This is a genomic window from Zhaonella formicivorans, assembly GCF_004353525.1.
GTDB lineage: Bacteria > Bacillota > DUOV01 > DUOV01 > Zhaonellaceae > Zhaonella > Zhaonella formicivorans.
This window is the reverse complement of sequence record NZ_CP085524.1, coordinates 1,586,392-1,612,028: the sequence shown is the minus strand read 5'-3', so window position 1 is coordinate 1,612,028 and position 25,637 is coordinate 1,586,392. Positions and strand designations below refer to the sequence as shown.

General features: G+C 43.2%; 20 protein-coding genes, 3 pseudogenes and 1 other annotated feature (1 of these 24 running past the window's edge). Of the genes and pseudogenes, 19 read left to right on the top strand and 4 right to left on the bottom strand.

Annotated features, from left to right (window positions below):
* Positions 1–130, top strand: a binding site (T-box leader); it begins 109 nt to the left of the window's first position.
* A 169-nt stretch (positions 131–299) separates the two neighbouring features.
* From EYS13_RS08015 to minE, 12 genes are all read left to right on the top strand, one after another.
* On the top strand, positions 300–2,954 hold the full coding sequence (locus EYS13_RS08015; protein ID WP_227767653.1) for a valine--tRNA ligase: 2,655 nt from the start codon (positions 300–302) through the stop codon (positions 2,952–2,954).
* Between the two features lie 39 nt (positions 2,955–2,993).
* Entirely contained in the window at positions 2,994–4,289 is a 1,296-nt protein-coding gene (locus EYS13_RS08010) for a bifunctional folylpolyglutamate synthase/dihydrofolate synthase (RefSeq protein WP_227767651.1), read from the top strand.
* A gap of 104 nt (positions 4,290–4,393) precedes the next feature.
* Positions 4,394–5,032: a redox-sensing transcriptional repressor Rex gene (locus tag EYS13_RS08005; RefSeq protein WP_227767648.1), complete on the top strand. Its 639-nt coding sequence runs from the start codon at positions 4,394–4,396 to the stop codon at positions 5,030–5,032.
* 157 nt (positions 5,033–5,189) lie between these two features.
* On the top strand, positions 5,190–5,759 hold the full coding sequence (locus tag EYS13_RS08000) for a Maf family protein (RefSeq protein ID WP_227767646.1): 570 nt from the start codon (positions 5,190–5,192) through the stop codon (positions 5,757–5,759).
* A gap of 31 nt (positions 5,760–5,790) precedes the next feature.
* The gene (gene radC / locus EYS13_RS07995; RefSeq protein WP_227767645.1) at positions 5,791–6,477 is read left to right on the top strand and encodes a RadC family protein; all 687 of its coding nucleotides are present in this window, start codon (positions 5,791–5,793) and stop codon (positions 6,475–6,477) included.
* A 179-nt stretch (positions 6,478–6,656) separates the two neighbouring features.
* Complete coding sequence (locus EYS13_RS07990; RefSeq protein ID WP_227767643.1) at positions 6,657–7,697, top strand: rod shape-determining protein; 1,041 nt, start codon at positions 6,657–6,659, stop codon at positions 7,695–7,697.
* 16 nt (positions 7,698–7,713) lie between these two features.
* Entirely contained in the window at positions 7,714–8,550 is an 837-nt protein-coding gene (gene mreC / locus EYS13_RS07985; protein WP_227767641.1) for a rod shape-determining protein MreC, read from the top strand.
* A gap of 1 nt (position 8,551) precedes the next feature.
* Entirely contained in the window at positions 8,552–9,052 is a 501-nt protein-coding gene (gene mreD, locus EYS13_RS07980; RefSeq protein ID WP_227767639.1) for a rod shape-determining protein MreD, read from the top strand.
* 161 nt (positions 9,053–9,213) lie between these two features.
* The gene (mrdA, locus tag EYS13_RS07975; protein ID WP_227767637.1) at positions 9,214–11,322 is read left to right on the top strand and encodes a penicillin-binding protein 2; all 2,109 of its coding nucleotides are present in this window, start codon (positions 9,214–9,216) and stop codon (positions 11,320–11,322) included.
* A 540-nt stretch (positions 11,323–11,862) separates the two neighbouring features.
* Positions 11,863–12,384 (top strand): septum site-determining protein MinC, encoded by a 522-nt coding sequence (gene minC / locus EYS13_RS07970; RefSeq protein ID WP_227767853.1) that lies wholly within the window; start codon positions 11,863–11,865, stop codon positions 12,382–12,384.
* A gap of 42 nt (positions 12,385–12,426) precedes the next feature.
* On the top strand, positions 12,427–13,221 hold the full coding sequence (gene minD, locus EYS13_RS07965; RefSeq protein ID WP_227767635.1) for a septum site-determining protein MinD: 795 nt from the start codon (positions 12,427–12,429) through the stop codon (positions 13,219–13,221).
* 27 nt (positions 13,222–13,248) lie between these two features.
* Positions 13,249–13,542 carry a cell division topological specificity factor MinE gene (gene minE, locus EYS13_RS07960; protein ID WP_227767633.1) on the top strand — a complete coding sequence of 98 codons (294 nt, stop codon included), beginning with the start codon at positions 13,249–13,251 and terminating at the stop codon, positions 13,540–13,542.
* 363 nt (positions 13,543–13,905) lie between these two features.
* On the opposite strand, the pseudogene tnpC (EYS13_RS07955) reads toward minE, so the two are convergent.
* The 3 genes and pseudogenes from tnpC (EYS13_RS07955) to EYS13_RS07945 all read right to left on the bottom strand — a co-directional run.
* Positions 13,906–14,623: pseudogene (tnpC, locus tag EYS13_RS07955) on the bottom strand (IS66 family transposase); the annotation flags it as partial.
* A 95-nt stretch (positions 14,624–14,718) separates the two neighbouring features.
* Positions 14,719–15,216 (bottom strand): hypothetical protein, encoded by a 498-nt coding sequence (locus EYS13_RS07950; RefSeq protein WP_227767630.1) that lies wholly within the window; start codon positions 15,214–15,216, stop codon positions 14,719–14,721.
* 237 nt (positions 15,217–15,453) lie between these two features.
* Positions 15,454–15,702: a hypothetical protein gene (locus tag EYS13_RS07945; RefSeq protein ID WP_227767629.1), complete on the bottom strand. Its 249-nt coding sequence runs from the start codon at positions 15,700–15,702 to the stop codon at positions 15,454–15,456.
* Between the two features lie 454 nt (positions 15,703–16,156).
* On the opposite strand from EYS13_RS07945, the gene EYS13_RS07940 reads away from it, so the two are divergent.
* The 7 genes and pseudogenes from EYS13_RS07940 to EYS13_RS07915 all read left to right on the top strand — a co-directional run bounded on the left by EYS13_RS07940 (position 16,157) and on the right by EYS13_RS07915 (position 23,467).
* Complete coding sequence (locus EYS13_RS07940) at positions 16,157–16,975, top strand: MFS transporter (protein WP_227767627.1); 819 nt, start codon at positions 16,157–16,159, stop codon at positions 16,973–16,975.
* 487 nt (positions 16,976–17,462) lie between these two features.
* Positions 17,463–18,284, top strand: a complete 822-nt coding sequence (locus tag EYS13_RS07935; protein ID WP_227767624.1) for a radical SAM protein — start codon at positions 17,463–17,465, stop codon at positions 18,282–18,284.
* A gap of 84 nt (positions 18,285–18,368) precedes the next feature.
* Complete coding sequence (gene tnpA, locus EYS13_RS16260) at positions 18,369–18,491, top strand: IS66 family insertion sequence element accessory protein TnpA (protein WP_265332434.1); 123 nt, start codon at positions 18,369–18,371, stop codon at positions 18,489–18,491.
* Between the two features lie 175 nt (positions 18,492–18,666).
* The gene (gene tnpB / locus EYS13_RS07930) at positions 18,667–19,026 is read left to right on the top strand and encodes an IS66 family insertion sequence element accessory protein TnpB (protein ID WP_227767622.1); all 360 of its coding nucleotides are present in this window, start codon (positions 18,667–18,669) and stop codon (positions 19,024–19,026) included.
* A 49-nt stretch (positions 19,027–19,075) separates the two neighbouring features.
* A complete protein-coding gene (gene tnpC / locus EYS13_RS07925) occupies positions 19,076–20,650 on the top strand; it encodes an IS66 family transposase (protein WP_227767619.1) in 1,575 nt (524 codons plus the stop codon).
* 432 nt (positions 20,651–21,082) lie between these two features.
* Positions 21,083–21,835: a hypothetical protein gene (locus EYS13_RS07920; RefSeq protein WP_227767617.1), complete on the top strand. Its 753-nt coding sequence runs from the start codon at positions 21,083–21,085 to the stop codon at positions 21,833–21,835.
* A 385-nt stretch (positions 21,836–22,220) separates the two neighbouring features.
* A pseudogene (locus EYS13_RS07915) lies at positions 22,221–23,467 on the top strand (IS110 family RNA-guided transposase).
* Positions 23,468–24,043: 576 nt separating this feature from the next.
* On the opposite strand, the pseudogene tnpC (EYS13_RS07910) reads toward EYS13_RS07915, so the two are convergent.
* Positions 24,044–25,616 (bottom strand): annotated as a pseudogene (gene tnpC / locus EYS13_RS07910) (IS66 family transposase).
* Positions 25,617–25,637 lie beyond the last annotated feature (21 nt).

Here is a 25,637-nt window from a genome sequence, read left to right as displayed (position 1 = left end):
CTGAAAGTCAGTAAGTTTTCCGGGTTTGCCCGTTACAGCAACCTAAGTGCGCTTGCTTTACAAGCCGTCTTTCCCGGCGGGTCGAGTAAGCGGAAATAAGGTGGTACCGCGGAGTTCCTTCGTCCTTAACAGGCGAGGGAATTTTTTGTTAGCCGTCAGCCATCAGCTAATAGTTATTAGCAATTAGCTATTAGGGCTGGACCGTGGGCTGGTGCTAACCACTTAGGACTAACGATTAAGGACGCGGTCGAACAACCAGCAACTGTTGTCTTACATTCATGTAAAGGGGAGGTTTATAGATGAGCTCACAAGTTAACATTCCCTCGACGTACAATCCTAAAGAAGTGGAGGAAAAATGGTATAAGTTTTGGGAAGATAACGGTTTTTTTCATGCGGAGGTAGAGCGGGACAAAAAGCCTTTTACCATTGTGATGCCGCCGCCTAATGTGACCGGCGCCTTACACCTGGGACATGCTATTGATAATACCCTCCAGGATATCCTGATCCGCTGGCGGCGCATGCAGGGCTACAATGCCCTGTGGGTGCCGGGCACAGACCATGCGGGAATTGCTACCCAGGCCCGGGTAGAAGAGCACCTGGCCCAGGACGGCATCAGCAAATATGACCTGGGAAGGGAAAAGTTTCTGGAGAAGGTCTGGGAGTGGAAGCATGAATACCATGGGCGGATCAGCAAACAGCTCCGCTTGTTAGGCTCTTCCTGTGACTGGGACAGGGAGCGTTTTACCATGGATGAAGGCTGCTCCAGGGCGGTCAGGGAAGTATTTGTCCGGCTTTTTGAAAAAGGTTTGATCTACCGGGGTAACTACATCATCAACTGGTGTCCCAAATGCCAGACCACTATTTCCGATATCGAGGTAGAACACCAGGAGCAGCCCGGACACCTGTGGCATTTGAAATACCCGGTGAAAGGTGAAGAGGCATATATTGTAGTGGCCACAACCCGCCCGGAAACTATGCTGGGCGATACGGCGGTAGCGGTTCATCCCGATGATGAACGCTATACTAAGCTGGTAGGAAAGACTGTTATCCTCCCTATCGTTGGGCGGGAGATTCCCATTATCGCCGACAGCTACGTGGATCCTTCTTTTGGTTCCGGGGCGGTAAAAATTACGCCGGCTCATGACCCGAACGACTTTGAAATGGCCTTGCGCCATGACCTGCCCCAGGTTGTGGTAATCGACAAGCAGGGTAAAATGACCGCTGAAGCCGGAAAGTACGAGGGCATGGACCGCTATGAATGCCGCAAACAAATTGTCAAAGACTTGGAAGAAGCGGGGTATCTCATTGAAATAGAAGAGCATACTCATGCTGTAGGTCACTGCTACCGCTGCGACACTGTAATTGAACCTTTGGTTTCCAGTCAGTGGTTTGTGAAAATGAAGCCCCTGGCTGAACCCGCCATTAAAGCTGTAGTCGAAGGTAGGATAAAATTTGTACCCGAAAGGTTTACCAAGATTTACCTTGGCTGGCTGGAGAATATCCGGGATTGGTGCATTTCCCGCCAGCTCTGGTGGGGACATAGGATCCCCGTGTGGTACTGTCAGGACTGCGGGAAGATGATCTGCACTTCAACAGACCCGGAAGTATGCCCGGAATGCGGCAGCGGGAAACTTGAGCAGGACCCTGATGTTTTGGATACCTGGTTCAGTTCAGGGCTCTGGCCGTTCTCCACTTTGGGTTGGCCGGAAAAGACTCCGGAACTGGAGCATTTTTACCCCACTTCGGTGCTGGTTACCGGACGTGATATTATCTTTTTCTGGGTAGCCAGGATGATCTTTACAGCATTGGAATTCATGCAGGAAGTGCCTTTCCGGGAAGTGTTCATCCACGGTCTGGTGCTTGATTCCCAGGGCAGGAAGATGAGCAAGTCTTTGGGCAACGGGGTAGACCCTATTGAGGTAATTGAACAGTACGGTGCCGATACCCTCCGCTTTATGCTGGTGACCGGCAACACGCCTGGTAATGACCTGCGTTTCCATTTTGAACGGCTGGAAGGCACCAGAAACTTTACCAACAAGATCTGGAATGCTTCACGGTTTGTGTTGATGAACCTGGCAGATTATGAACCGGGAAGCTCCAAGCCGGAATATATGTTGGCCGACCGCTGGATTTTATCCAAGTATAATCAGACGGTGCGGGAGGTAACACAGTATCTGGAAAGATACGAACTGGGCGAAGCGGCCCGAACAATCTATGATTTCATCTGGAACCAGTTCTGTGACTGGTATATCGAGCTGGTAAAACCAAGACTTTACGGGAAAGAAACTTCCATCAGCAAATATACGGCCCAGCATGTTTTGCATCATGTTTTAAGCAATACTTTAAAACTGCTGCATCCCTTTATGCCGTTCATCACCGAAGAAATATGGCAGCATCTGCCTCATGAAGGGAAAACAATCATGCTTTCCTCCTGGCCGGTTGAAGATAAAAGCTTGATTTTCCCGGAAGCGGAGAGCCAGATGGATCTCCTTATGGAAGCCATTAGGGCTATCAGGAATATCCGGGCAGAGATGAACGTTCCGCCAGGTAAAAAAGCAGAAGTAATTATTGCCGCTAAAAGTGAAGCAGACTATAAAGTTATGGAAACCGGTCAGAAATATCTGGCCCAACTGGCCAATGCGGAGCCAATTAAACTTTGTGCCCGTTTGGAGCAAAAGTTAGCCAAAGCTGCTACAGCAATAGTCGGTGATTTGGAAATTTACCTGCCTTTGGAAGGATTAATTGATCTCGAGCTGGAAATCGCGCGCCTGGAAAAAGAGCTGGCAGCTACCCGTAAAGAACTGGAGCGGCTGGCCGGTAAGCTCAATAACCAAGGATTTTTAAGCAAAGCGCCTCAGGAAGTCATTGCCAAAGAACAGGAAAAGCAGAGGGAAATGCTGGTCAAGAAAAAAGCACTGGAAGCAAGGCTGGCCATGTTTAAAAGAGAGGCTTAGCAGAGACAGGCAGTTTAGTCTTTAGAAAAGGTGTGAGAAATGAATTACCAAGAAGCTTTGGACTACCTTAAGCAGCTGACTAAATTCGGCTGGAATCCTGGGTTGTTCAGGATTCAAAAATTAATGGAGATGCTTGGCAACCCTGAGCAGAAATTAAAAGTAATTCATATCGGGGGGACAAACGGCAAAGGCTCAACTTCAGCTATGGTGACCAGCATTCTGCAGCAAGCAGGTTACAGGGTGGGGCTTTTTACTTCGCCCCACCTGCATTCCTATACGGAACGGGTACAAATTAACGGCAAGCAGATTCCCCCGGAAAGGATTGCGGAACTGTTAACTACCTTAAAGCCTCTTTTGGAGGAAATGGTTGCGGCCGGTTACGAACACCCGACCGAATTTGAAGTGAATACTGCGCTGGCTTTACTTTATTTTTACCGGGAGCAGGTTGATTACTGCGTGTTGGAGGTCGGTTTGGGAGGGGCCATCGATTCTACTAACGTAGTACAGCCTTTGGTAGCGGTGATTACCAATGTAGGCATGGACCACATGGACTACCTGGGTAATACCCTTACCGAGATTGCCAGGGTGAAAGCGGGGATAATTAAAAGGGGTGTCCGGGCGGTTACTGCGGCAGATCGTCCCGAAGTGCTTAAAGTTATTGAAGGTGTTTGTAAGGAAAAAGGCGTGGAATTAGTACATGTGGGGCGCGACATTGCCTATGAGGTTAAAAACGTTACCCCGGCGGGAACTTGCTTTTCAGTTAAAGGGCTTAAACAGGATTACAATGACTTGTTTACTCCTTTGGTCGGCTCTCACCAGGCAGTCAATGGAGCGACAGCAGTTGCCGCTATAGAATCCTTAGCTCACTTTGGAATTGAGATTGCTCCTGAGCATATTAGGAAAGGCTTAGCTTTGACTTCCTGGCCGGCACGCCTGGAACTATTCCAAAAAGATCCGGCTGTTCTAATCGATGCCGCCCATAACCTGGATGGCGCACGGACTTTGCAGGAAGCTTTACAAAATGTCTTCACGTTTAAACGGCTGGTCTTAGTCATCGGCATGCTGGCTGACAAGGAGAGGGAAAAAGTGTTGGCACTCCTGGCGCCGCTGGCCGACAGCATTATTGTTACCAAACCAAATAGTCCCAGAGTGGGACAGTGGCAGGACATGGCCCAAATGGCTAAAAAGTATACATCAAATGTCTATTTAGTGGAAGATATTGCAGCAGCGGTAGAGAAGGGCTTGAGTCTAACAGGGCCCGACGATCTGTTGTGCATTACAGGGTCCATTTACATGGTTGCTGAGGCAAGAGCCTTTTTATTAAGCAATAAATAAGCTTGTACTAAAGTATTGCTTTGAAATTCTGACTATTTATATTATAATTAGTAGTAATTAATTATAAATTACGCTGGCAGTATCCTTGTAAGGAGGCTATACTTTTGAAAAGTCTCAAAATACCAGAAGCGACGATAATCAGGCTCTCTGTTTACTCCAGATACTTATCAGAAGTTGACCGCAAAGGCGTTGTCACTATTTCCTCCAATGAAATTGCTGAAGGAGTTGGAGTAAGTTCTGCTCAGGTCCGCAAAGACCTGGCTTACTTTGGAGAGTTCGGTACACGCGGAGTGGGATATAATGTTAAAGACTTGCACAGGCATATTATCAAGATTCTAGGCTTAAATTACGAGTGGCCGGTAATAATTGTCGGTGCCGGTAACCTGGGAACAGCCCTTTCCATGTATGGGGGTTTTAGGCAGCGGGGTTTTAAAATAGTCGGTATTTTTGACAACGATCCCAGTAAGATTGGCTACAAGTTAAATGGGGTAGAAGTATTCCCCATGGGCCGCATACCGGAAGTAGTAGAAGCAGAAGATGCGCAAATTGGCATTATTGCCGTTCCTGCAGATGTGGCGCAGGAAGTGGCAAATACGCTGGTGCAAGCGAACCTGAAAGCAATTCTAAACTTTGCTCCCAGGGTCTTAACAGTTCCTAAAGATGTGGAACTCCGCAATGTGGATCTTTCTGTCAACCTGGAGATCCTGACTTTTAACCTCGGAATGAAGAAAACAAAGGAATGAAGCTGCACATCAACGTCTTTTAGCCTAAAAGGCGTTGTTTTTCTTATCATGCATGTAAATATGAATGCTAGCCTTCAGCTATCAGCTAATAATAATTAAGTAAATTGCAGCTAATGGCTGAAGGCTGATGGCTGACAGCTGACGGAGGGAAATACTTATGAGACTGATCCTCGCTTCCCAGTCACCCAGGCGCAAAGAGCTGCTCAAGCAGATTGGTTTGGAATTCGAGATCATCGTAAGCCAGGCAGAAGAAAAACTGGAAGGCGATGATCCGGTGATACTAGCAGAAAAGCTGGCCTTAAAAAAAGCAGAAGAAGTGGCCGGGCAAATTGACGGCGGTCTGGTGCTGGGTGCGGATACAATTGTGGTTTTGGGCGGAACAATTTTAGGCAAACCACAGTCTAAAAAAGAAGCTGTACAGATGTTAACACTTTTAAGCGGTCAAAAACACCGGGTAATTACCGGTGTGGCACTAATCGATGCCGCTACAAAGGAACGGCGTTTGGGCCATGAAATTACTGAAGTGAAGTTCAGAGAGTTAACAGAGCAGGAAATAAGAGGATATGTGGAGACAAAAGAATACTTGGACAAGGCAGGAGCTTACGGTATTCAAGGGTTAGGGGCGCTGTTGGTGGAAAGGATTGAAGGATGTTATTACAACGTGGTAGGCTTGCCCTTAACCAGGCTGTACTTAATGTTAAAAGATTTCGGCTTTAATGTATTTTAATATAATTGGGAAACGCTTCGGGAGAGGGAATATGGAATATCGTTTAACCATCAAAGAAATGCCGGAGGAACTGCGGCCCAGGGAACGCATGCTTAAGGCCGGCCCCCATAGCTTAAGCAATTCTGAACTGCTAGCAATCCTTTTAAGGACGGGCAGCCGGAAAGAGTCGGCATTGGATCTGGCCAGCCGGATCCTGAAAGAGAAAGAAGGGCTGCAATTTTTAGCAGATGCCGCTCTGGAAGAACTGGTAGGGATTCAGGGTGTAGGTTTAGCCAAAGCGGCTCAGATTAAAGCTGCGGTTGAACTGGGCAAACGGTTGGCCGCCTATAAAGGTGAACAACGGTTTACTGTAGAGTCCCCCGCTTCGGCAGCTAATTTATTAATGGATGAAATGCGTTTTCTAGATAGGGAGCATTTTAGAGCCATCCTTTTGAACACCAAGAATCATGTCTTAGGAACAGAGACAATCTCCATTGGCAGTTTGAATTCTTCTATCGTGCATCCCAGGGAGCTGTTTAAACAAGCAATTAAAAAGAGTGCGGCTGCGTTAATTTTAGCTCATAACCACCCCAGCGGCGATCCGACCCCTAGCCGGGAGGATGTAGAAGTTACTAAGCGGCTTTTGGAAGCCGGAAAAATTATTGGCATTGAAATTTTAGATCATTTGGTTATTGGCAATGGTATTTACGTTAGCTTCAAAGAACGCGGGTTAATTTAAGGGTGGGATGTTAGCAGATCTTTCCCTTGCTACCTATGATTGCGTTACTTTATAATTACTTTGAATGGGGACTTCCTTAAGTAAAACTTTGTTAATTGAGGACATGCTGTGACAAAGTTGAAGTTCTAAACTGCAGATCCAGTCGGAAAGAGTATAAACATCAGGAAGGGGAACATGCAATGTTGTTAGGAAGAGATTTGGGCATAGATCTGGGAACGGCCAATACTTTGGTACATGTAAAGGGCAAAGGTATTATCATGCAGGAACCTTCTGTAGTAGCCATGCAAAAGGATACAGGGTCAGTACTGGCTGTAGGGGAAGAGGCTAAAAAGATGATCGGCAGAACTCCGGGCAATATTGTAGCTATCCGGCCTCTAAAAGACGGTGTTATTGCAGATTTTGACGTTACCCAGGCCATGCTGCGCTATTTTATCGGGAAAGCGGTTAAAAAATCCTTGTTATCAAAGCCCAGGGTGGTGGTAGGAGTTCCTTCCGGGGTTACAGCCGTGGAAGAAAGGGCAGTCAAGGAAGCAGCATTACAAGCCGGTGCCAAGGAAGCCTATCTTATTGAAGAGCCCATGGCGGCAGCTATTGGCGCAGGACTTCCTGTTCACGAGCCAACCGGAAATATGATTGTAGACATCGGGGGAGGCACCACTGAGGTTGCCATTATTTCTTTAGGCGGGATTGTGACCAGCCGCTCAATCAGGATTGGCGGCGACGAAATGGATGAGGCAATCGTGCAGCATATCAAACGCAAATATAACTTGATGATTGGCGAGCGCACAGCAGAGGAAATTAAGATTGACATAGGTGCTGCCTATTTTGGCGATACGGAGCAGGACCGCATCAGAAAAGAGCGTATTTACCCCGTTAGAGGGCGGGATCTGGTTACCGGTTTGCCTAAGACCATTGAGATCAGTGCTCTGGAAGTGCAAGAAGCACTGGCTGAGCCTGTTTCCGGCATTTTGGACGCAATTAAAGTGTGCCTGGAAAAAACCCCGCCGGAATTGGCGGCCGATATTATGGACCGCGGTATTATGATGGCAGGCGGTGGTTCACTGCTCTGGGGGCTGGACCGTTTAGTCAGCGAAGAAACAGGTATGCCGGTACACCTGGCTGATGATCCGTTAACTGCTGTTGCCAACGGCACCGGCAAAGTTTTGGAAAATATCGAAGTATTGAAGAGAGTGTTAATATCCCCCAAAAGGTTAGGATAGAGGGGCGTGGTTGAGGTTGGCCCGTGTTCGTATTAATAAATCTCTGATCGGTTTTATAATTCTCATAGGCGTAGGTTTATTTGCTGTACGGTTTTCTACGCCCGGGAGAAATGCATTGACCCCGGTCGAAATCTGGTTCCGGGATATTTTAGCCCCGCTGCAAAGCGGGGTTACGACTGTAACTCGCTTTACCGGCACAGTAGTGAACAACATTCTGTCTTTCAAAGATCTACAGGCAGAAAATAAGGCCTTGAGGGGCCAGATTGAGCGTTTAACCGAAGAAAACAACCAGTTGGAAGAATACAGACAGCAAAACTTGCGCTTGCGGCAGTTGCTGCGTTTGGAAAAAATGCTTGGTTCCCAGTTTGAGCTGGAGGCCGCAGAAGTGATTGCCCGGGATATTAAAAACTGGAATCAGAGCTTAACCATCAATAAAGGCAGTCGCCATGGTCTAAAGAAAGGCATGGCCGTAATTACCCACCAAGGTTTGGTGGGCCGGATTAGCGCCGTCAGCGAAAACACGGCAGAAGTGCTTTTAATCTTGGACAGACAAGGGGCTGTGGCAGGCTTGCTTCAGGCTTCCCGTTTTCCCGGGGTAGTAGAGGGTACCACAGATGATTCAGGCTTGCTGCAGATGATCCACCTGCCTTATGATGCCCCGGTACGGGAAAATCAGGTGGTTGTTACTTCCGGTTTGGGCCAGGTAATTCCAAAGGGGCTGCGGATTGGCTATGTGGTTGGAATAAAACCTGAACCCAACGGCTTGATGAAGCGGGCTCTGATCAAACCGTTTGCTGATTTGGACCGCTTGGAGGAAGTGATGGTGGTTAAGGCAGTAAAAGGGGGTATGTAGGATGCGGACTGTAATTTTGGGAGCCTCTTTACTGGGTAGCTTAATACTTGAATCCACTGTCCTGGAATATTTTAAAGTGGCGGGTGTTAAACCCGATTTGCTTTTAATATTAGTGGTATTCAATGCTTTGCTGCACGGATGTTATCATGGTGCCAAACTTGGCTTTGTTTTTGGACTGGTGGAAGATGTTTTTATTGGCAAGTTTATCGGTTTAAATGCATTGACCAAAATGCTCACCGGCTACCTGGTCGGCATGGGCGAAAACAAGGTATTTAAGGAAAATCTGCTTATTCCTGTTTTCGGTCTCTTTACTGCCACATTTTTAAACAATATTCTCTACGTTTTTTTAGCGGGACTGGCCGGGGTGGAACGGAATCTGGCCTTTTACGTCTGGGATGTAACCTTACCTACAGCTTTATACAATGCCTGTCTTGCACCGCTCTTTTACGGGAAATTTTATCACTCGGCCACAAAAGGATACTTGAGGCTGAGCCGGTATTAATCCGGTCACCTGTTACCAGTCTCGGCCTTTGGTCGAGTCATCAGTCCTCAGTTCCTAGTCCCCAGCCATCAGCAACTAGCTGCTAAATGCTGACGGCTGATAGCTGAAGGCTGAAGGCTAACGACTAACTAACAACTAACAACTAATAAGGGGGGGCCGTTATGGATGAACAGCGCAAGAGGCTGGAACGCACTCTTAAATTATTTTTGGTGGCGATTATTTTCATTTTCGCCAGTTTAAGCATACGGCTCTTTTTTTTACAGGTAATCGGTGCTGAGGAATTTCAAACAAAATCAGAAAAAAACCGGATCCGGCTTTTAGAAATTGAAGCCAGGAGAGGTGATATTCTCGACAGGAATAATCAAGTTTTGGCTACAAGCAAGCCGGTCTTTACCATTTCCCTGTCTCACCTGGATGATAAAGAGGAGCAAGAACGTTCAATTGTTAAACTGGCGGAAATTTTACAAATGCCGGAATTGACCGCTGATGTTATCAGGGATAAGGTTAAAAAACACACTCGTAAATTTGAACCGGTGGAAATTGTTACAATACCTTGGGGGAAAGAATCGGTTGAATTAATCAGCAGAATTGAAGAAAACCGGCCTGAATTGCCAGGAGTGAATATTTTGGAGCAGCCCATGCGGTATTATCCTAACGGCAGTTTAGCCGGCCATCTGTTGGGTTTTATAGGGCGGATTGATCAACAGGAGCTGGAGAAGTACGGCAGGGATACCTATGGCTTAAATGACAAGATTGGGAAAACCGGTCTGGAAAGAGTTTATGAGCTTGTCTTCCAGGGCGGCAAGGAGATAGGCTTAAGGGGAAAGAAAGGCGCCCAGCAAGTTGAAGTCAACGCCAGGGGGCAGGTGGTAGGGGAATTGCCTTTGAACATCCAACCGGTTCCAGGGAACAGCCTGCAATTAACCATTGATGGTAAACTGCAGAAGGTTATGGAAAAGTCCATGGATGAAGTGATTGCTGAGGTGAAGAAAAAGTTTCCAAAAGCCGGTGCCGGCGGGGCCGTTGTAATTGATGTAAAGACAGGGGCAATTCTGGCCATTGCCTCGAAACCGGACATGAACCCTAATGACTTTGTAGACGGCTCTTTTGCTCAGAAGCTCTCTTACTATAATGACCAAAAACTGCTGCCCGTTTTTAACCGGGCAATACAGGCAACATATCCACCTGGCTCAACCTTTAAAATGATTACAGGGATGGCTGCTCTGGCCTCGGGTAACGTCAAGGCCACCGATAAAGTCACCTGTACAGGAAGGTATTGGAAGCCACCATATATTAAGTGCTGGGATGTGCATGGGGTGGTAGACTTTTACCGTGCTATTGCGGTCTCTTGCAATACTTTTTTCCAGTATGCGGGCGAAAAAGCAGGAATAGAGTGGATTGATAAAGTGGCCAAAGAATTCGGGTTGGGAGAAAAAACCGGTATCAGCGATCTTTTAGGTGAGGCTGCCGGAATACTGCCTTCACCGGAACGGAAGGCTGAACTGAATGAAAGCTGGGTTGAAGAAAAGCACCAAGAAAAGGTGGCTGAAATCGAAGCTAAATACGGGAAGCTCCTGGAGCAGGCGGACAATGAAAGGGAGCGCAAACAGCTTTTGAGGGAGAAAGAGCAAGCCTTAAAAATAGAAGAGTCAAGGTATAAAATTGATTATGATTTCTATGTAAAGTGGAGGCCTTACGAAACTTATAACACGTCTATCGGTCAGGGGGACAATAACTATACTATTTTACAACTGGCCAACTATATTGCCACTTTGGCTAACGGTGGAAATCGCTATCAACCTTACCTGGTCAGTAAAATCATATCGCCTGACGGCAAAGTACTGAAAGAGTTCAGGCCGAAGCTTAAGCATAGAGTATCATTAGATCCGCAAATTTTAGCTGAAGCCCGCAAAGGAATGCTGGCTGTTACCCAGCCTGGCGGTACAGCTTACAGTTTATTCAAGAACTTCCCTGCTGAGATCAAGGTTGGCGCCAAAACAGGGACTGCCCAGACAGGCAGGGCCGGTGATGACAAAAGAAAGGAATTCCATGGTGTATTTGTAGCTTTTGCTCCCTATGATAACCCGCAGATTGCTTTTGCAGGTCTTATTGAGTATGGGGAAAGCGGCGGAGCTTCAGCAGGTAAAGTGGCTAAAGCCGTATTTGAAGAATACTTCGGGATTAATCCGGTAAATGAAAATATAAAAGATAGGACCTTGGAATCACCGTTAAACGAAGATCTTCCGGCGGAAATACCAATGGAAGATTAGAAAGGTAAAGTATGTCTCAATTGAGGCAGTGAGTGTTGTTGAAGCATGTCTTCAGTTCGGTTAATCTGTCCGATTTTGCAGGAAAAACGAGGAAAAAAGCCCCTCGTTTTTTTCTATCTATAGCAGGATTTGGTTTTACCTGCGTAGAAACATAAAGACTAGCAAATGCTACTCTTTTTAGAAATAGTTTGACACAAGAAATATACTTTCGCCATGCTTTTGCGTTCTGGGAAACTTGTTTTGAGCTTAGACCCCCATGCAGTTTCGCAGCACCGGACGTACAATGAAAATTATTATATACGTTATGTCCGTGGAAGCGACCTTTGTCTGAATCCTTAGAGCACCCTGCGAGGGCAAGGACTGAAAGCGGACGAGCAGCATGGACTGAGATGAGCAGTGGAGCGACAGGACATAAACGTTATAGCTATTTTCGAGATAGATGGTTAACTTTGTAAGTTGTAATTCAGTACTACTTTAAGTAATTGCCATCCTAACAGGCGCAGCAAGGGTTTCACCATTTATCTTAGGAGGAAAAAGTTGATGAAAATTTCAACCTCGACATTTAATAATTCTCAATTAATGGGACAACCTTCCTCCTTGCTTGCCAAAAAAAGAGTTTCCGAGGCAACTTCTAGCCGAGATGATACTCTGGGTATTGCTCAAAAGGAATTTGGTACTGTTCACGATGATGTAGCCATTTCCGACGAAAATACAATTTTAATCCAGCGGACCATAAGGTCGGGTCAAAGTATTCGTTACCCCGGAAATGTTGTAGTAATGGGAGATGTAAATCCCGGCGGGGAAATAGTGGCCGGAGGTAACATTATCGTGATGGGTCATTTAAGAGGGGTTGCGCATGCCGGAGCTACGGGCAGCGAAAAAGCGGTGGTTGCTGCTTTTAGGTTACAGCCAACACAGCTAAGGATTGCTAATCATATTACCCGTGCCCCCGACGGGGAGGAAATCAAGCCGGATCAACCGGAAATAGCCAGAATTCAAAATGGTGTTGTGGTGATTGAAAAATACCACCCCAACTCCAACCGTCACCTGAATCTATTTTAAAAACATTTCATGGACCGATATGCGTAAAGAGGAGGAAGAAGTATGGGAGAAGTAATTGTAATTACCTCAGGTAAAGGGGGAGTAGGGAAAACTACTACCAGCGCAAACATAGGTACCGGTTTAGCAGCCATGGGTAAAAAAGTTGTGCTGGTTGATACCGATATTGGTTTGCGTAACCTGGATGTGGTTTTAGGTTTGGAAAACAGAATTGTATACGATATCGTAGATGTGGTAAACGGCAACTGCCGGCTAAAGCAGGCGCTGATTAAGGACAAGCGTTTTGAAGATATGTGCCTCCTTCCCGCAGCCCAAACAAAGGATAAGACCGCGGTTTCCCCGGAGCAAATGAAGGAACTTTGCGCCCAGCTCAAGGGTGATTTTGATTATGTGATCATTGATTGTCCTGCAGGTATAGAGCAAGGCTTTAAAAATGCTATCGCGGGAGCGGAGAAGGCTATTGTGGTAACGACTCCCGAAGTAGCGGCTGTCAGGGATGCGGACAGGATTATCGGTTTATTGGAAGCTGCTGAACTTAGAGATCCCAAATTGATTATTAACCGGCTGAGGCCTAATATGGTCAAAAAAGGCGATATGATGGATATCGATGACATGATCGATATCTTAGCAATTGGGCTTCTGGGCGTTGTTCCGGAGGACGAGGCCATAGTTATTTCCACCAACAAAGGGGAGCCTGCTGTTTTAGATAAGAACTCCAAAGCCGGGGAAGCATACCGCAATATTGCCCGTCGGGTTACCGGTGAAGATGTGCCGTTAATGAATTTGGAGGCAAACGAGGGTTTTATGGGTAAGCTTAAAAGGCTCTTCGGAGTAGGGTAAGTATTTCGGGACAGGAGGCGTGGAACAGTGTTAGAATTTTTACAACGGGTATTTGGAAGGGATACGGCTTCTGCAAGCAAAAAAGTGGCAAAGGAGCGGTTGCGCTTGGTATTGGTTCATGACAGGGCCGATATGTCACCACAGATACTACAGTCCCTTAAAGAAGATCTAATCAGGGTAATTTCCGAATATATGGAGATTGACCGAAACAACCTGGAAGTTAGTTTCGCTAACGAAAGCGATTCAGTAGCATTGGTGTGCAATATACCTGTTTTAAGGGTGAAAAGAACCGCCGGCAGCCAAATAGCCAGTAGCCGGTGATCCTAGCCGTCAGCTGTAAGCCAGCAGCTAGCGGCTAGTAGCTATCAGCTAAAAGCTAAGCTGTCAGCCAGCAGCTAACGGCTAGTTGCTGCCAATCTTTAGCTTGCATTCTTTAATTGGTTATATCTGCTTGAGTTTTTAAATCTCGGCTAGCAATCTGCTCTGCGTAAGGGCAGATTTTTTGTCTTTTTCAAGTGACAATCAGCAACTCTGCTAAGCCAAAAGCTAAGGATTTCAGGCTAATAGCCAATAGCTTAAAGCTAAAAGCTGAAGGCTGATAGCTGACAGCTAATAGCTAATAGCTGCCAGCTGATGGCTGATAGCTGTTAGCTACAATGATTTCCCTCTGGCAAGTTCCTCCCTGAGTTGATTGCAGAATTCCAATCCCTCTTTGGCAGCTACGCTGTATTGCGCTTTTCCACCGGCAACGCTTTAAGCGCCTCATCAAACTTGCGCCGGGCATGGGCCCAACATCCAACTAACGTGATGTCTGGCAGCCCATTATAGCCGGCATAGCCGTCGACGTGCAAATACCCCTTAAAACCTGATAAAAACCGGCAGGGATGCTTGCTCGCCCGGGTCGTCCGGTAATCATAGAGGACTATTGCCGGGCCTTCCCGTCCGGTACGGTAAAGCCATAGGTAAGACGTACTTTCTGCCGGGCGGCCTGGTTCACGCAACACTTGCAAGGTAGTTTCGTCAGAATGCAAGATATCTCGCTTCAGCAGATGCTGGTGCATCCTCTCGTATAGGGGATACAGCCATCGTTCTGCACCCTGGACCATCCAGTTGGCCAAAGTTTGCCTGGACAGTTCTATACCCAGACGGGACAACTGCTGCTCCTGACGATAAAGCGGCATGCCTTCCACATATTTTTGTGTCATAATGTAAGCCATGGCTGAGGGGGAAAACTAAACTTCCCGACAATACAGGTGGTACTCATTTCATGTAACGATTCGCCACAACAGGGACATACCTGTTCTTCGGGAGGCAGGCGGTATTCGATGGTCTCTACCGGCAGGTTTTCCAACTGCGCCTCACGGTGCCCTTGTTTCTTGCGACGACGATAGGTAATTTCCTCATAGGCTCTCTAAAAACCTTTAAAATCGAGACTTACTTTATCAGCTCTATTTTGATAGAGTATCTCATAAAGAAGGATGGTGGGCTAGGTGGGAGCTATTTGACGCTTACTTCTTCAAGAGCTTTTAATTTATTAAAAAATTCTTGGCTAATTTTAGCTTTAGCAAAAAAAACTGATTTACCGTCTTCGGTTAACAATGGTATCACAATGGATTTATCCTTTGCTACGATAATATATCTTAAATCGTTCTTATAACTAGTTCCTTCAACTCCTCTCTCTTTGTTGTCTATTAAATCAAAAGAAAATAATATTTCATGGCTAGGTTTATAGTTTTTATCACGTATAATCCGAGCTTTAAGGCTATTTATTTCTTTAAATATTTCGTTGATTAGCTGCTCATCGTCTATAACTTCTCTGCTCTCAAAAATTACTTTTACTAATTCCTCATTAGACCCAGCCGATCTTTGTAACTTTAATTTTTCAATTTTCTGAATGAATTCGGAGGAATTAATAATCATCGCCTCAGGAACTTTTAGCTCTAAATCTATAGTGTTTTTTGATTGACAGGAGTAAGCAGCAATTAGTAGAAACATTCAATATTATATAAACATATTTTTTCAGCATGTACCCCTCCAGAGAATATTTTTATAATTATTTTGACATCCTGGAAAGCAATGCAAATAGAATGTTTTAAAATGTGTTTGTAGTTACAGAAGAAGTTTTTTCGCTAGGGAACCATTCGCTGTACTTGTTTGAAGTTCAACTTTTTCTATAATGCCATCACCATTTCCAACTTCAGATGGCCAAATTGGGTAATTATTTGCGCTTCTCTACATAAAAAAATCTTGTTTTTCTACTGCTTGGTAACTAGACCCACTCTCGACACCTTCATACTCATCTCCTTGATATTCTATTGTAAAATATTGTCTTTTAATTCCATAATCTGAGCACCAGGGATCATAGTAAAAGGTACCGGATGCTGCAACAAAGGTGGCAGCCATTGCCATTGTGGTACCTAATATTGGGAATAGCAAACAGATTGTTAACATTATAGCAATTAATTTTTTGTATTTTTTCACTTGAAACCTTCCTCATAAGAATGTTTCTGTTATAAATCAAGCTTAAGGTTATAGCCTTTGTCATCAATAATTTTAACTGAAACTTTAGCTTTCAATTCTTTCTTAAAGACTTTCCAATACCGTTCAAATTGTTTTTGCTTTTCCTGATCAATCTTATCATCATCGAAACTGTTAGGTGTCGGCAATGAGCTATGCAAATTTGGGGAATTCCGCGCGCAAAAGTAGGGAATTTATTTGCAACTTGTCCATTTCCATTATGTAATAAATACCTAAAGTAAGTAGGAAAAATTACTTTCAAATTACAAATAACGACATTGTTGGTAATAATTATATGTTAAAATTTTGCATGTATAACTAAAGGTTTCAACGTTTTAGACTAAAAACTAAAATAATGCATTTTCGGTTCTACTTAAGATATGCATTCTTTTGGTATTAATTTATTGGAGAAGCAAAAATGAAAACATTTAATTTTTTTAAAAAAAGTGACCTAGAATGGTTGATTATTGGTGAAACAGTTTCAGTTTTGGGGGATTGGGCAAGTTACGTTGTAATTCCAATAATATTATATGATTTAACAAATGATCCAATTTCAGTAGGAGTTTTAATGATATGTCGTTTTCTCCCAAGTATTTTACTACCGTTTTTGATCAACCAAATCATTAGCAAATTTAACGTTCTTAAAATAATGATTTTTTGTGATTTTTTAAGAAGTGTATCCACCATGGGATTTATATTTGCTACTGAGCCTTTACAATTCTATATGCTAACCGTTATTAACTATATAGGAACAGCTATTTTTAACCCTGGTAAATATTCATTAGTTTCACTTATTGTTGATAAACACCAACTCTCAGAGGCTAATAGTTATATTGGGTCGATTAATAAATTATTTATGCTAGTTGGGCCAATATTTGGTGGCGTTGTCTATAATTATATAGGAAAAGAAGGTGCATTAATATTTAATTCTGTTACATTTATATTTTCTATGTTTGCATTATCTAAGATCACTATAGAAAGTAGTAAAATTGATATTCGAAAAGGAAAAGAAAAAGAAAAAGACCAAAAACAAACAAGGGATTTAGTATTTAAATTTAGTTTATTTAAAGATGTTATATACAAAAAAAGGTTAGGCAACTTAATATTTAGTGATGCATTAGGTAGTTTGGCTTTTGGATCTCTTAATGCCTTATTTCCAATTGTATCCAAAGATATTTTTAGGTCCCCGGATATTGTTTATGGATATATTATGTCTTTTTTAGGGGGGGGTTATTAATAGGAAATATTATTTCACCATTTTTAAACAAATATATATCTAACTATTTAATTTATGCCGTAGCAACATTAAGCGCTGCTCTGTCATTAATATTATTTGGGTTATCAGAGTATTTGATTTTATCATTGATGGCCATTTTTTTAGTAGGAGTCGGCAATGGGTTGCAAGAAAATTCTATACTTACATTTATTCAAGAATATTCTGAAAAAGAAAAGACCATGAATACTCTTTCCTTAAGTCAGGCGCTCACTTCTTTTTTTATTATAATATCTATGACATTTTCTGCACTAATGGTTGCTAAAATAGGATTAACTTTGACAATTTTAAGTTTGGGTTTAATACCGTTCTTTATTAGTGTATTTTTATTATTTACTGAATTCATTGGGGGATTCAACTAGAACAATTTTTCTGTGAATAAATAACAAAGAGTTTAAAATAGATTTTTTAGAGTACTTTGAATTCCTAAAAGAATTAAGGAGGGTTCTGTGTGCCAATTAAAACATTATTAATTTTTCCACCCGGATGGGTACCATTTGCCCCATATTTAGCTTTACCAGCTTTAAAAGGTTATTTAGAACATAACGATATCGAAATCGAGATTACTGATTTAAACGCTGAATATTATGATTATACTCTATCCCCAGAATTTTTAAATAGAATTTATAAAGAATGTTTGAATCGTTTTAGTCAATTAAATCTTCAAAAAAATTTAGGTAGTTATGATAAACAACTCTATCAAAAGTTAGCAAAAGCATTACTTTTGAAACCAGTAATTTCAAACATTGATGATGCAAAAAGGATTATTCGAAGTCAGGAATTTTTCAAACCAAAGGAAAGAGAGAAAGCAAAAAATACATTAATTGATGCTTTATATTTAGTTGAAGCTGCTTACGAAGGACTATCTCTAGATTTCAACAAGGTTGAATTTAAATATTCAAAAACCTCCACTAAACAAATATTAAAAGCTTTAGAAGATAGAAAGGCCAATCCTTTTATTGAGTTTTATGAAGAGAAAATTCTTAATGTATTAAATAAATGTGATTACGATTTAATAGGATTTTCTGTGACAGGTAGCTCTCAGCTAGTACCTGCTTTAACTTTGGCAAAGTTAATAAAAGATCAAAAGCGCAGTAATAATATTCATGTGACTTTTGGGGGAAATTTTATAACTAGGTTAGCAAAAGAGTGGGAGACATATCATCCTTTTTTTAATATCTTCGATTCATTAGTAGTATATGAAGGAGAAAAAGCTTTGCATAGTCTAATTGAAGCATTGGAGCATAAAAGTGATTTTTCAAATGTACCGTAAGCGTCAAATAGCTCCCACCTAGCCCGTGATCCTTCTTTATGAGATACTCTTAGCAAAATAGAGTCGATAAAGGAGGATTTTTTCATGACTAAAGAAGAACTACGAGACTTTTGGGCAGCCAGGGTAAAGGAATTTAAAGAGAGCGGCCAGAGTGCACCGGCATGGTGTGTGGCCAACAACGTAAAGCTCCATCAATTAAGATATTGACTTAGAAAAGAGAAACAGACATCCACTGTGACTACATTATCTTGGCTACCATTGGATCTTAGCGATGCAGGCTTTCAAACTTCTTTGTTAGTAAGGGTAGGCCAGGTCGCTGTAGAAGTCAAGCCAGGGTTTGATCCAAAATTACTAGTAGACGTTGTGAAAGCGTTAATTGACAATGATAGGTGAATCAAGCTTAGAACGGGTTTATCTGGCCTGCGGGAGCACGGACCTTCGTAAGTCCGTTGATGGGTTAGCTGTTTTGGTCAAGGAGGAATTTGCACTAGATCCTTTCTCTCCTGCCCTTTTTGTATTCTGTAACCGAAAACGTGATAAACTTAAAATCCTCCAGTGGGAGCATAATGGGTTTTGGCTTCATTACCGGCGGCTGGAGAAAGGAAAATTCCAGTGGCCGGAGAAAAACAGTACAGCCGCTGTCACAACGATTACTCGCCGGGAGTTACGCTGGTTACTCGACGGCCTACCCCTTCAGCAACGTCAGGCTCACCCTAAGGTTACTGCACGGACAGTGCTGTAACCTTTTTATTTGGCTTTAAGTCTAGATTTTAAAGGTTTTTAGAGGGCCTATGTCGAATCAAAACTTTATGAATAATACAGCCAAAACCATCGAAGAACTTCAAAATAGATGCGCTTTACTGGAGCAGCAAAACGCAGAACTTACCGCCAAGCTAAACTGGTTTATGGAACAGTTCCACCTAAGCCAGCACCGACAATTTGGCACTTCCAGCGAGAAGACTAACCCAGATCAACTGCAGCTTTTTAACGAGGCGGAAGCGGAGGCTCAACCGTTTTTAAAAGAACCCACAATTGAGGAAATTACCTATCGTCGTCGCAAGAAACAAGGGCACCGTGAGTCGCAGTTGGAAAACCTGCCGGTAGAGACCATCGAATACCGCCTGCCTCCCGAAGAACAGGTGTGTTCCTGCTGCGGTGGAGCGCTACATGAAATGAGCACAGAGGTAAGGCAAGAGCTTAAGATCATCCCTGCCCAGGCTTATGTAGTCAAACATGTGCGTTATGTCTACGCTTGCCGGCACTGTGAGCGGGAGAACATTCAAACGCCTATCGTAATTGCCCCCATGCCTACGCCTGTATTGTCGGGAAGTTTAGTTTCCCCCTCAGCCATGGCTTACATTATGACACAAAAATATGTGGAAGGCATGCCGCTATATCGTCAGGAGCAGCAGCTGTCCCGTCTTGGTATAGAACTATCGCGTCAGACTTTGGCCAACTGGATGGTTCAGGGCGCGGAACGCTGGTTATACCCCCTTTACGAGAGGATGCACGAGCATCTGCTGAAGCGAGATATCTTGCATTCTGACGAAACTACCTTGCAAGTACTGCGTGAACCAGGCCGCCTGGCAGAAAGCACGTCTTACCTATGGCTTTACCGTACCGGACGGGAAGGCCCGGCAATAGTCCTCTATGATTACCAGACGACCCGGGCGAGCAAGCATCCCTGCCGGTTTTTATCAGGTTTTAAGGGATATTTGCACGTCGACGGTTATGCAGGCTATAACGGACTGCCGGACATCACTTTAGTTGGATGTTGGGCCCATGCCAGGCGTAAGTTTGATGAAGCGCTTAAAGCTTTACCCGTGGAAAAGCGCAACGCAGCGGTAGCCACTAAAGAGGGATTGGAGTTCTGCAACCAACTCTTTGCCATCGAACGTGAAATACACGATGCTACACCGGAGGAAAGATACAAAACTCGGTTAGAGCGCAGCCGTCCAATACTGGAGGCTTTTTTGGCATGGCTAAAATTCCAAAAGCCAAGAGTATTGCCGAAAAGTGCTTTTGGTCAGGCTATTAGCTATTGCCTCAGCCAATGGGATAAACTGACGGCCTTCTTGCAAGACGGAAGGTTAGAACTGGACAATAACCGCAGTGAGCGTTCGATTAAACCCTTTGTAATAGGACGAAAAAACTGGCTGTTTGCCAACACCCCCAAAGGGGCCAAAGCCAGTGCAACGATATACAGCATCGTTGAAACAGCCAAGGAAAATGGCCTTAATCCATTTAACTATCTCCAGTACCTATTTGAGAAACTGCCTAATGTAGATATCCAAGATCAAAACGCCTTAGATGAGTTGCTTCCCTGGTCGAGCACCTTGCCGTCAGGCTGCCGCATTCAAAAATAAGATTTACACAAAGCCCGCCCTGCTTTCAAGGTGGGTTTTATTTTACGCTTACGTCTAATTGAAGCATTGGAGCATAAAAGTGATTTTTCAAATGTACCCAACTTATATTTTATTAATGATGGAAAGTTAATTAAAAATGAAATCTCAACTACTGAGGCTGCTAAATTTACAATTCCTAATTTCGATGGTTTTCCTTTAGATAAATATTTCATGCAAATAAGTATTCAACAAGAGGGTTTGATACTTTTGGGCTTGATAAATACTCCCATGTATGGTTAAACCCTAGTGAATACCATATAGAATTGGTTGACCCGGGAGAAGAGGATTTAACTATACATTTTCAATATAAGTCGAAAGTAGGCTTTACACCGCAAGAAGCAGCAGATATAGTTAATTTATATACAAAAAAAAACTTATCTATCATTTGAAGCAATGGGGTATAAGCCGTTTTACGAAATTAATAAAGAATTTACATCAGAAGAAGAAAAGTTTTTATATGCAGCTAATAATGCTGAAATCTATGATCATATTGATTTAAAAGTAAGGCATAGATTGGGAAAATTGCCAGGAGAGCTTTCATTGAAATTAAATAAAAACATATCTGTTATTGACCTAAATTACGATATTCTAAACGTTGAGGTGAAGCCCAAGAAAAATTATATTTTTTATAATTATGAAAATCAAACAGTTTACCAATTAGATTTTAATCTGCATTCAATTGTTGAATCCATTAAAGCTGGTCTTACAATTAAGGAAATTTTAAATTTTGATGAAGAAACCGTACAGATTTTAGAAGACTTATTATATTTCCGAATTTTAGAGCCTTCCGTAATCTTGCCAATAGAAATAGATATGGATTTGCGGAAACAGTATTTAAGATTTAACAACAAACTATTAATTTACGATTCCGATGTTAATAGTAAGATTTATCTGTTTAACCAAAATACAGGTAATGTGATGAGAGTAAATAGATTTAGTTATATGCTTTTAAAGCTTTTTAGCGGTAATTCTAGTACCTCGGAAATTCTAACTTCATTAATGAAAAAAGATATTGCTGTAGAAGAAACAACTTTTTATAACTTGGTTAATGAAGCTATAAGAAGCAATATTTTAGAAATATTGAATACTAATATTGCAGGGCCTGCAATTAACATACAGGAAAGGAGGAATAGTTATGTCTCTTGAAGAAATAAAGGCTTATGTAGAGGAACATGACAATACTATTGAGTTTGAAGATCTAAGAGACGCAAAAGCTAGTCATACAAAATATGCATAAGATTCGTTTTTAGTTAGAATTACTAAATAACCACCCATGCCTGGAAGGCACAACCAATCATGAAAATTAGCTAAGTTATTGCAAAGGTTGGATTTTTTGCTACATTGAAATTATCAGGGACAAAGGTTGATTTTATTTTGATGGTATAACCTCGTTAAATAACCTAACTTGATTGCTTTTGAGCACAGCCAATTGTCGCCCCTTGTTCTTAAGGACTTGGGAACAGCACGGGTACTAAAATCTTTATTTCTCGAGCAATCATCCCTGAAATTCTTTGGAGCAGGAGTGAGTTACATGCAAGACATCCTGGAAATATGTTGTGGTCTTGATGTCCACAAAGAAACGGTTGTAGCCTGCCTATTAAAAGGCAATGTTGACGGGGAACCGGTTAAAACCATCCGCACCTTTTCCACCCTTCTTGCCGGGCTAGATGAAATGAAAGTTTGGCTAGAAAATGAGAACTGTCGGCATGTTGCAATGGAAAGCACCGGCATCTATTGGCAGCCTGTATATAACGTGTTGGAAGAAGCCTTTGACGGCAGTATGGTTTTGATTGTTGCCAATGCCCGGCATATGAAAAATGTACCCGGTAAAAAGACCGACATGAAGGACGCCGAATGGATAGCTACCCTTTTGCGTGCCGGATTATTAGAAGGAAGTTTTGTTCCCTCCAAACCAATCCGGGAACTCCGTAATCTGACCCGGTACCGCAAAAGTATCATCGAGGAAATTACGTCACAGAAAAACCGGATCGAAAAACACTTACAAAGCTGCGGCTTTAAGCTCTCTACCTTCCTGACCGATATCTTCGGCGTATCGGGCCGGGCGATTATGGATCATCTTAGCCACCATGGGAAAATATCCGCCCGGGAAGTAGAGAATTTTGTAAAGGGGCGTGCTAAGAATAAGCTCCATGAGATCAAACAGGCTGTCAATGGCAAAATGGATGTTCATCAAAGAGAGTTTCTAAAGCTATTGTTAGGTTGGCTAGATCAGCATTACGAGCATCTCCGTCAAGTAGAGCAAAACTTAGAAGAAAAACTGGCTCAGTATCAAAGACAACTAGAGCAACTAGACGGCATACCGGGCATTGATAAAACTGCAGCAGCAGCCATTTTGGCGGAAATCGGAATTGATATGAGTCGTTTTAAAACCGCTGAACATATCTGTTCCTGGGCGGGCTTAAGCCCCGGTAACAATGAAAGTGCAGGAAAAAAAAGTCCACTCGTACCACCAACGGTAACACCTATTTAAAACGGATCCTATGTGAAGTTGCTTGGTGCATCACCCGAATACGTCAAAGCTACTTATCATCCTGGTATTGGAAAATCAAACAACGCCGTGGCGCCAAAAAAGCTCTTGTTGCATTAGCCAGAAAAGTTCTCGTAATAATTTACAACCTGTTAAAAAATGATGCTGATTACGATGAAACATCCTTTGAAAAAGCCAAACAAAAACAGGAAAAGTTCCGAGTTAAAAGGATTATTGCTGAAGCTAAGAAACTAGGTCTGGAGGTGATAGAACCCCACGAGGTTGCTTAACAGCTACAATGGTTTTTCCAAAAGAATTAATTTCACTGATGCAAGATCTGCATTGGCTAGTTAATTATTACCTTTTTACGGGTTATCCTGGTTGCCATATGCAGTTGTTAAAGAACATTTCAAATTTATTTTCGTGTTAAAAATGAAAAATTTTTTCGTGTAGTAACATTCTATTATTAGCTTCTTTTATTGGCGGTAAAATTATCCGCTAATGAAAGAGGCTAATTGTTTCATATTCAACCCTACTTAATTGGACTTATCCCACCGGCGGAGTGTTTATTGCATAATGGAAATGAACAAAGTTGCAAATAAAATTCCCCACTTTCTTAGTGTAAAGTATTTGTAGGAAAAAAATAAGAAGAGACCTTCCTTCTTTGGTAAAATGAAAGTTGACAAACAAAACAACTACCAAGGAAGGAGAAGTCTCTTGAATAATATTATACTCCAAATATGTCAACAATTCATAACCGAAGTAATGGAATTTTTTAAAGAAGGTAAAGCAGTAAGCCTGGCAGAGATGGAAAGTAAGCGTAAAATAAAACCCACCTTGAAAGCAGGGCGGGCTTTGTGTAAATCTTATTTTTGAATGCGGCACTCTGACGGCAAGGTGCTCGACCAGGGAAGCAACTCATCTAAGGCGTTTTGATCTTGGATATCTACATTAGGCAGTTTCTCAAATAGGTAGTGAAGATAGTTAAATGGATTAAGGCCATTTTCCTTGGCTGTTTCAACGATGCTGTATATCGTTGCACTGGCTTTGGCCCCTTTGGGGGTGTTGGCAAACAGCCAATTTTTACGTCCGACGACAAACGGTTTAATTGAACGTTCACTGGGTTATTGTCCAGTTCCAACCTTCCGTCTTGCAAGAAGGCCGTCAGCTTATCCCACTGACTGAGGCAGTAGCTAATAGCCTGCCCAAAAGCACTTTTCGGCAATACTCTTGGTTTTTGAAATTTTAGCCACGCCAAAAAAACCTCCAGTATTGGACGGCTGCGTTCCAACCGGATTTTATAGCGTTCCTCCGGTGTAGCATCGTGTATTTCGCACTCGATGGCAAAGAGTTGATTGCAGAATTCCAATCCCTCTTTGGCAGCTACGCTGTATTGCGCTTTTCCACCGGCAACGCTTTAAGCGCCTCATCAAACTTGCGCCGGGCATGGGCCCAACACCCAACTAAAGTGATGTCCGGCAGCCCGTTATAGCCTGCATAACCGTCGACGTGCAAATATCCCTTAAAACCTGATAAAAACCGGCAGGGATGCTTGCTCGCCCGGGTCGTCCGGTAATCATAGAGGACTATTGCCGGTCCTTCCCGTCCGGTACGGTAAAGCCATAGGTAAGACGTACTTTCTGCCGGGCGGCCTGGTTCACGCAACACTTGCAAGGTAGTTTCGTCAGAATGCAAGATATCTCGCTTCAGCAGATGCTGGTGCATCCTCTCGTATAGGGGATACAGCCATCGTTCTGCACCCTGGACCATCCAGTTGGCCAAAGTTTGCCTGGACAGTTCTATACCCAGACGGGACAGCTGCTGCTCCTGACGGTACAGCGGCATGCCTTCCACATATTTTTGTGTCATAATGTAAGCCATGGCTGAGGGGGAAACTAAACTTCCCGGCAACACAGGTGCAGGCATGGGTGCGGTTACGATGGGCGTTTGAATGTTCTCCCGCTCACAGTGCCGGCAAGCGTAGACATAACGCACATGTTTGACTACATAAGCCTGGGCAGGGATGATCTTAAGCTCTTGCCTTACCTCTGTACTCATTTCATGTAACGATTCGCCACAACAGGGACACACCTGTTCTTCGGGAGGCAGGCGGTATTCGATGGTCTCTACCGGCAGGTTTTCCAACTGCGCCTCACGGTGCCCTTGTTTCTTGCGACGACGATAGGTGATTTCCTCAATTGTGGGTTCTTTTGAGGATGGTTGAGCCTCCGCTTCCGCCTCGTTAAAAAGCTGCTGTTGTTCTGGATTAGTCTTCTCGCTGGAAGTGCCAAATTGTCGATGTTGGTTCAGGTGGAACTGTTCCATAAACCAGTTTAGCTTGGCGGTAAGTTCTGCGTTTTGCTGCTCCAGTAAAGCGCATCTATTTTGAAGTTCTTTGATGGTTTTGGCTGTATTATTTATAAAGTTTTGATTCGACATAGGCCCTCTAAAAATCTTTAA

Coding starts and splice junctions, on each gene's coding strand:
- mreD (WP_227767639.1), top strand. CDS start 8,552: ATGCGGACTGTAATTTTGGGAGCCTCTTTACTGGGTAGCTTAATACTT.
- mrdA (WP_227767637.1), top strand. CDS start 9,214: ATGGATGAACAGCGCAAGAGGCTGGAACGCACTCTTAAATTATTTTTG.
- EYS13_RS08000 (WP_227767646.1), top strand. CDS start 5,190: ATGAGACTGATCCTCGCTTCCCAGTCACCCAGGCGCAAAGAGCTGCTC.
- EYS13_RS07990 (WP_227767643.1), top strand. CDS start 6,657: ATGTTGTTAGGAAGAGATTTGGGCATAGATCTGGGAACGGCCAATACT.
- minD (WP_227767635.1), top strand. CDS start 12,427: ATGGGAGAAGTAATTGTAATTACCTCAGGTAAAGGGGGAGTAGGGAAA.
- EYS13_RS07950 (WP_227767630.1), bottom strand. CDS start 15,216: ATGTTTCTACTAATTGCTGCTTACTCCTGTCAATCAAAAAACACTATA.
- EYS13_RS07920 (WP_227767617.1), top strand. CDS start 21,083: ATGGGGTATAAGCCGTTTTACGAAATTAATAAAGAATTTACATCAGAA.
- radC (WP_227767645.1), top strand. CDS start 5,791: ATGGAATATCGTTTAACCATCAAAGAAATGCCGGAGGAACTGCGGCCC.
- minC (WP_227767853.1), top strand. CDS start 11,863: ATGAAAATTTCAACCTCGACATTTAATAATTCTCAATTAATGGGACAA.
- tnpC (WP_227767619.1), top strand. CDS start 19,076: ATGTCGAATCAAAACTTTATGAATAATACAGCCAAAACCATCGAAGAA.
- EYS13_RS08015 (WP_227767653.1), top strand. CDS start 300: ATGAGCTCACAAGTTAACATTCCCTCGACGTACAATCCTAAAGAAGTG.
- EYS13_RS08010 (WP_227767651.1), top strand. CDS start 2,994: ATGAATTACCAAGAAGCTTTGGACTACCTTAAGCAGCTGACTAAATTC.
- EYS13_RS07940 (WP_227767627.1), top strand. CDS start 16,157: ATGAAAACATTTAATTTTTTTAAAAAAAGTGACCTAGAATGGTTGATT.
- tnpA (WP_265332434.1), top strand. CDS start 18,369: ATGACTAAAGAAGAACTACGAGACTTTTGGGCAGCCAGGGTAAAGGAA.
- tnpB (WP_227767622.1), top strand. CDS start 18,667: ATGATAGGTGAATCAAGCTTAGAACGGGTTTATCTGGCCTGCGGGAGC.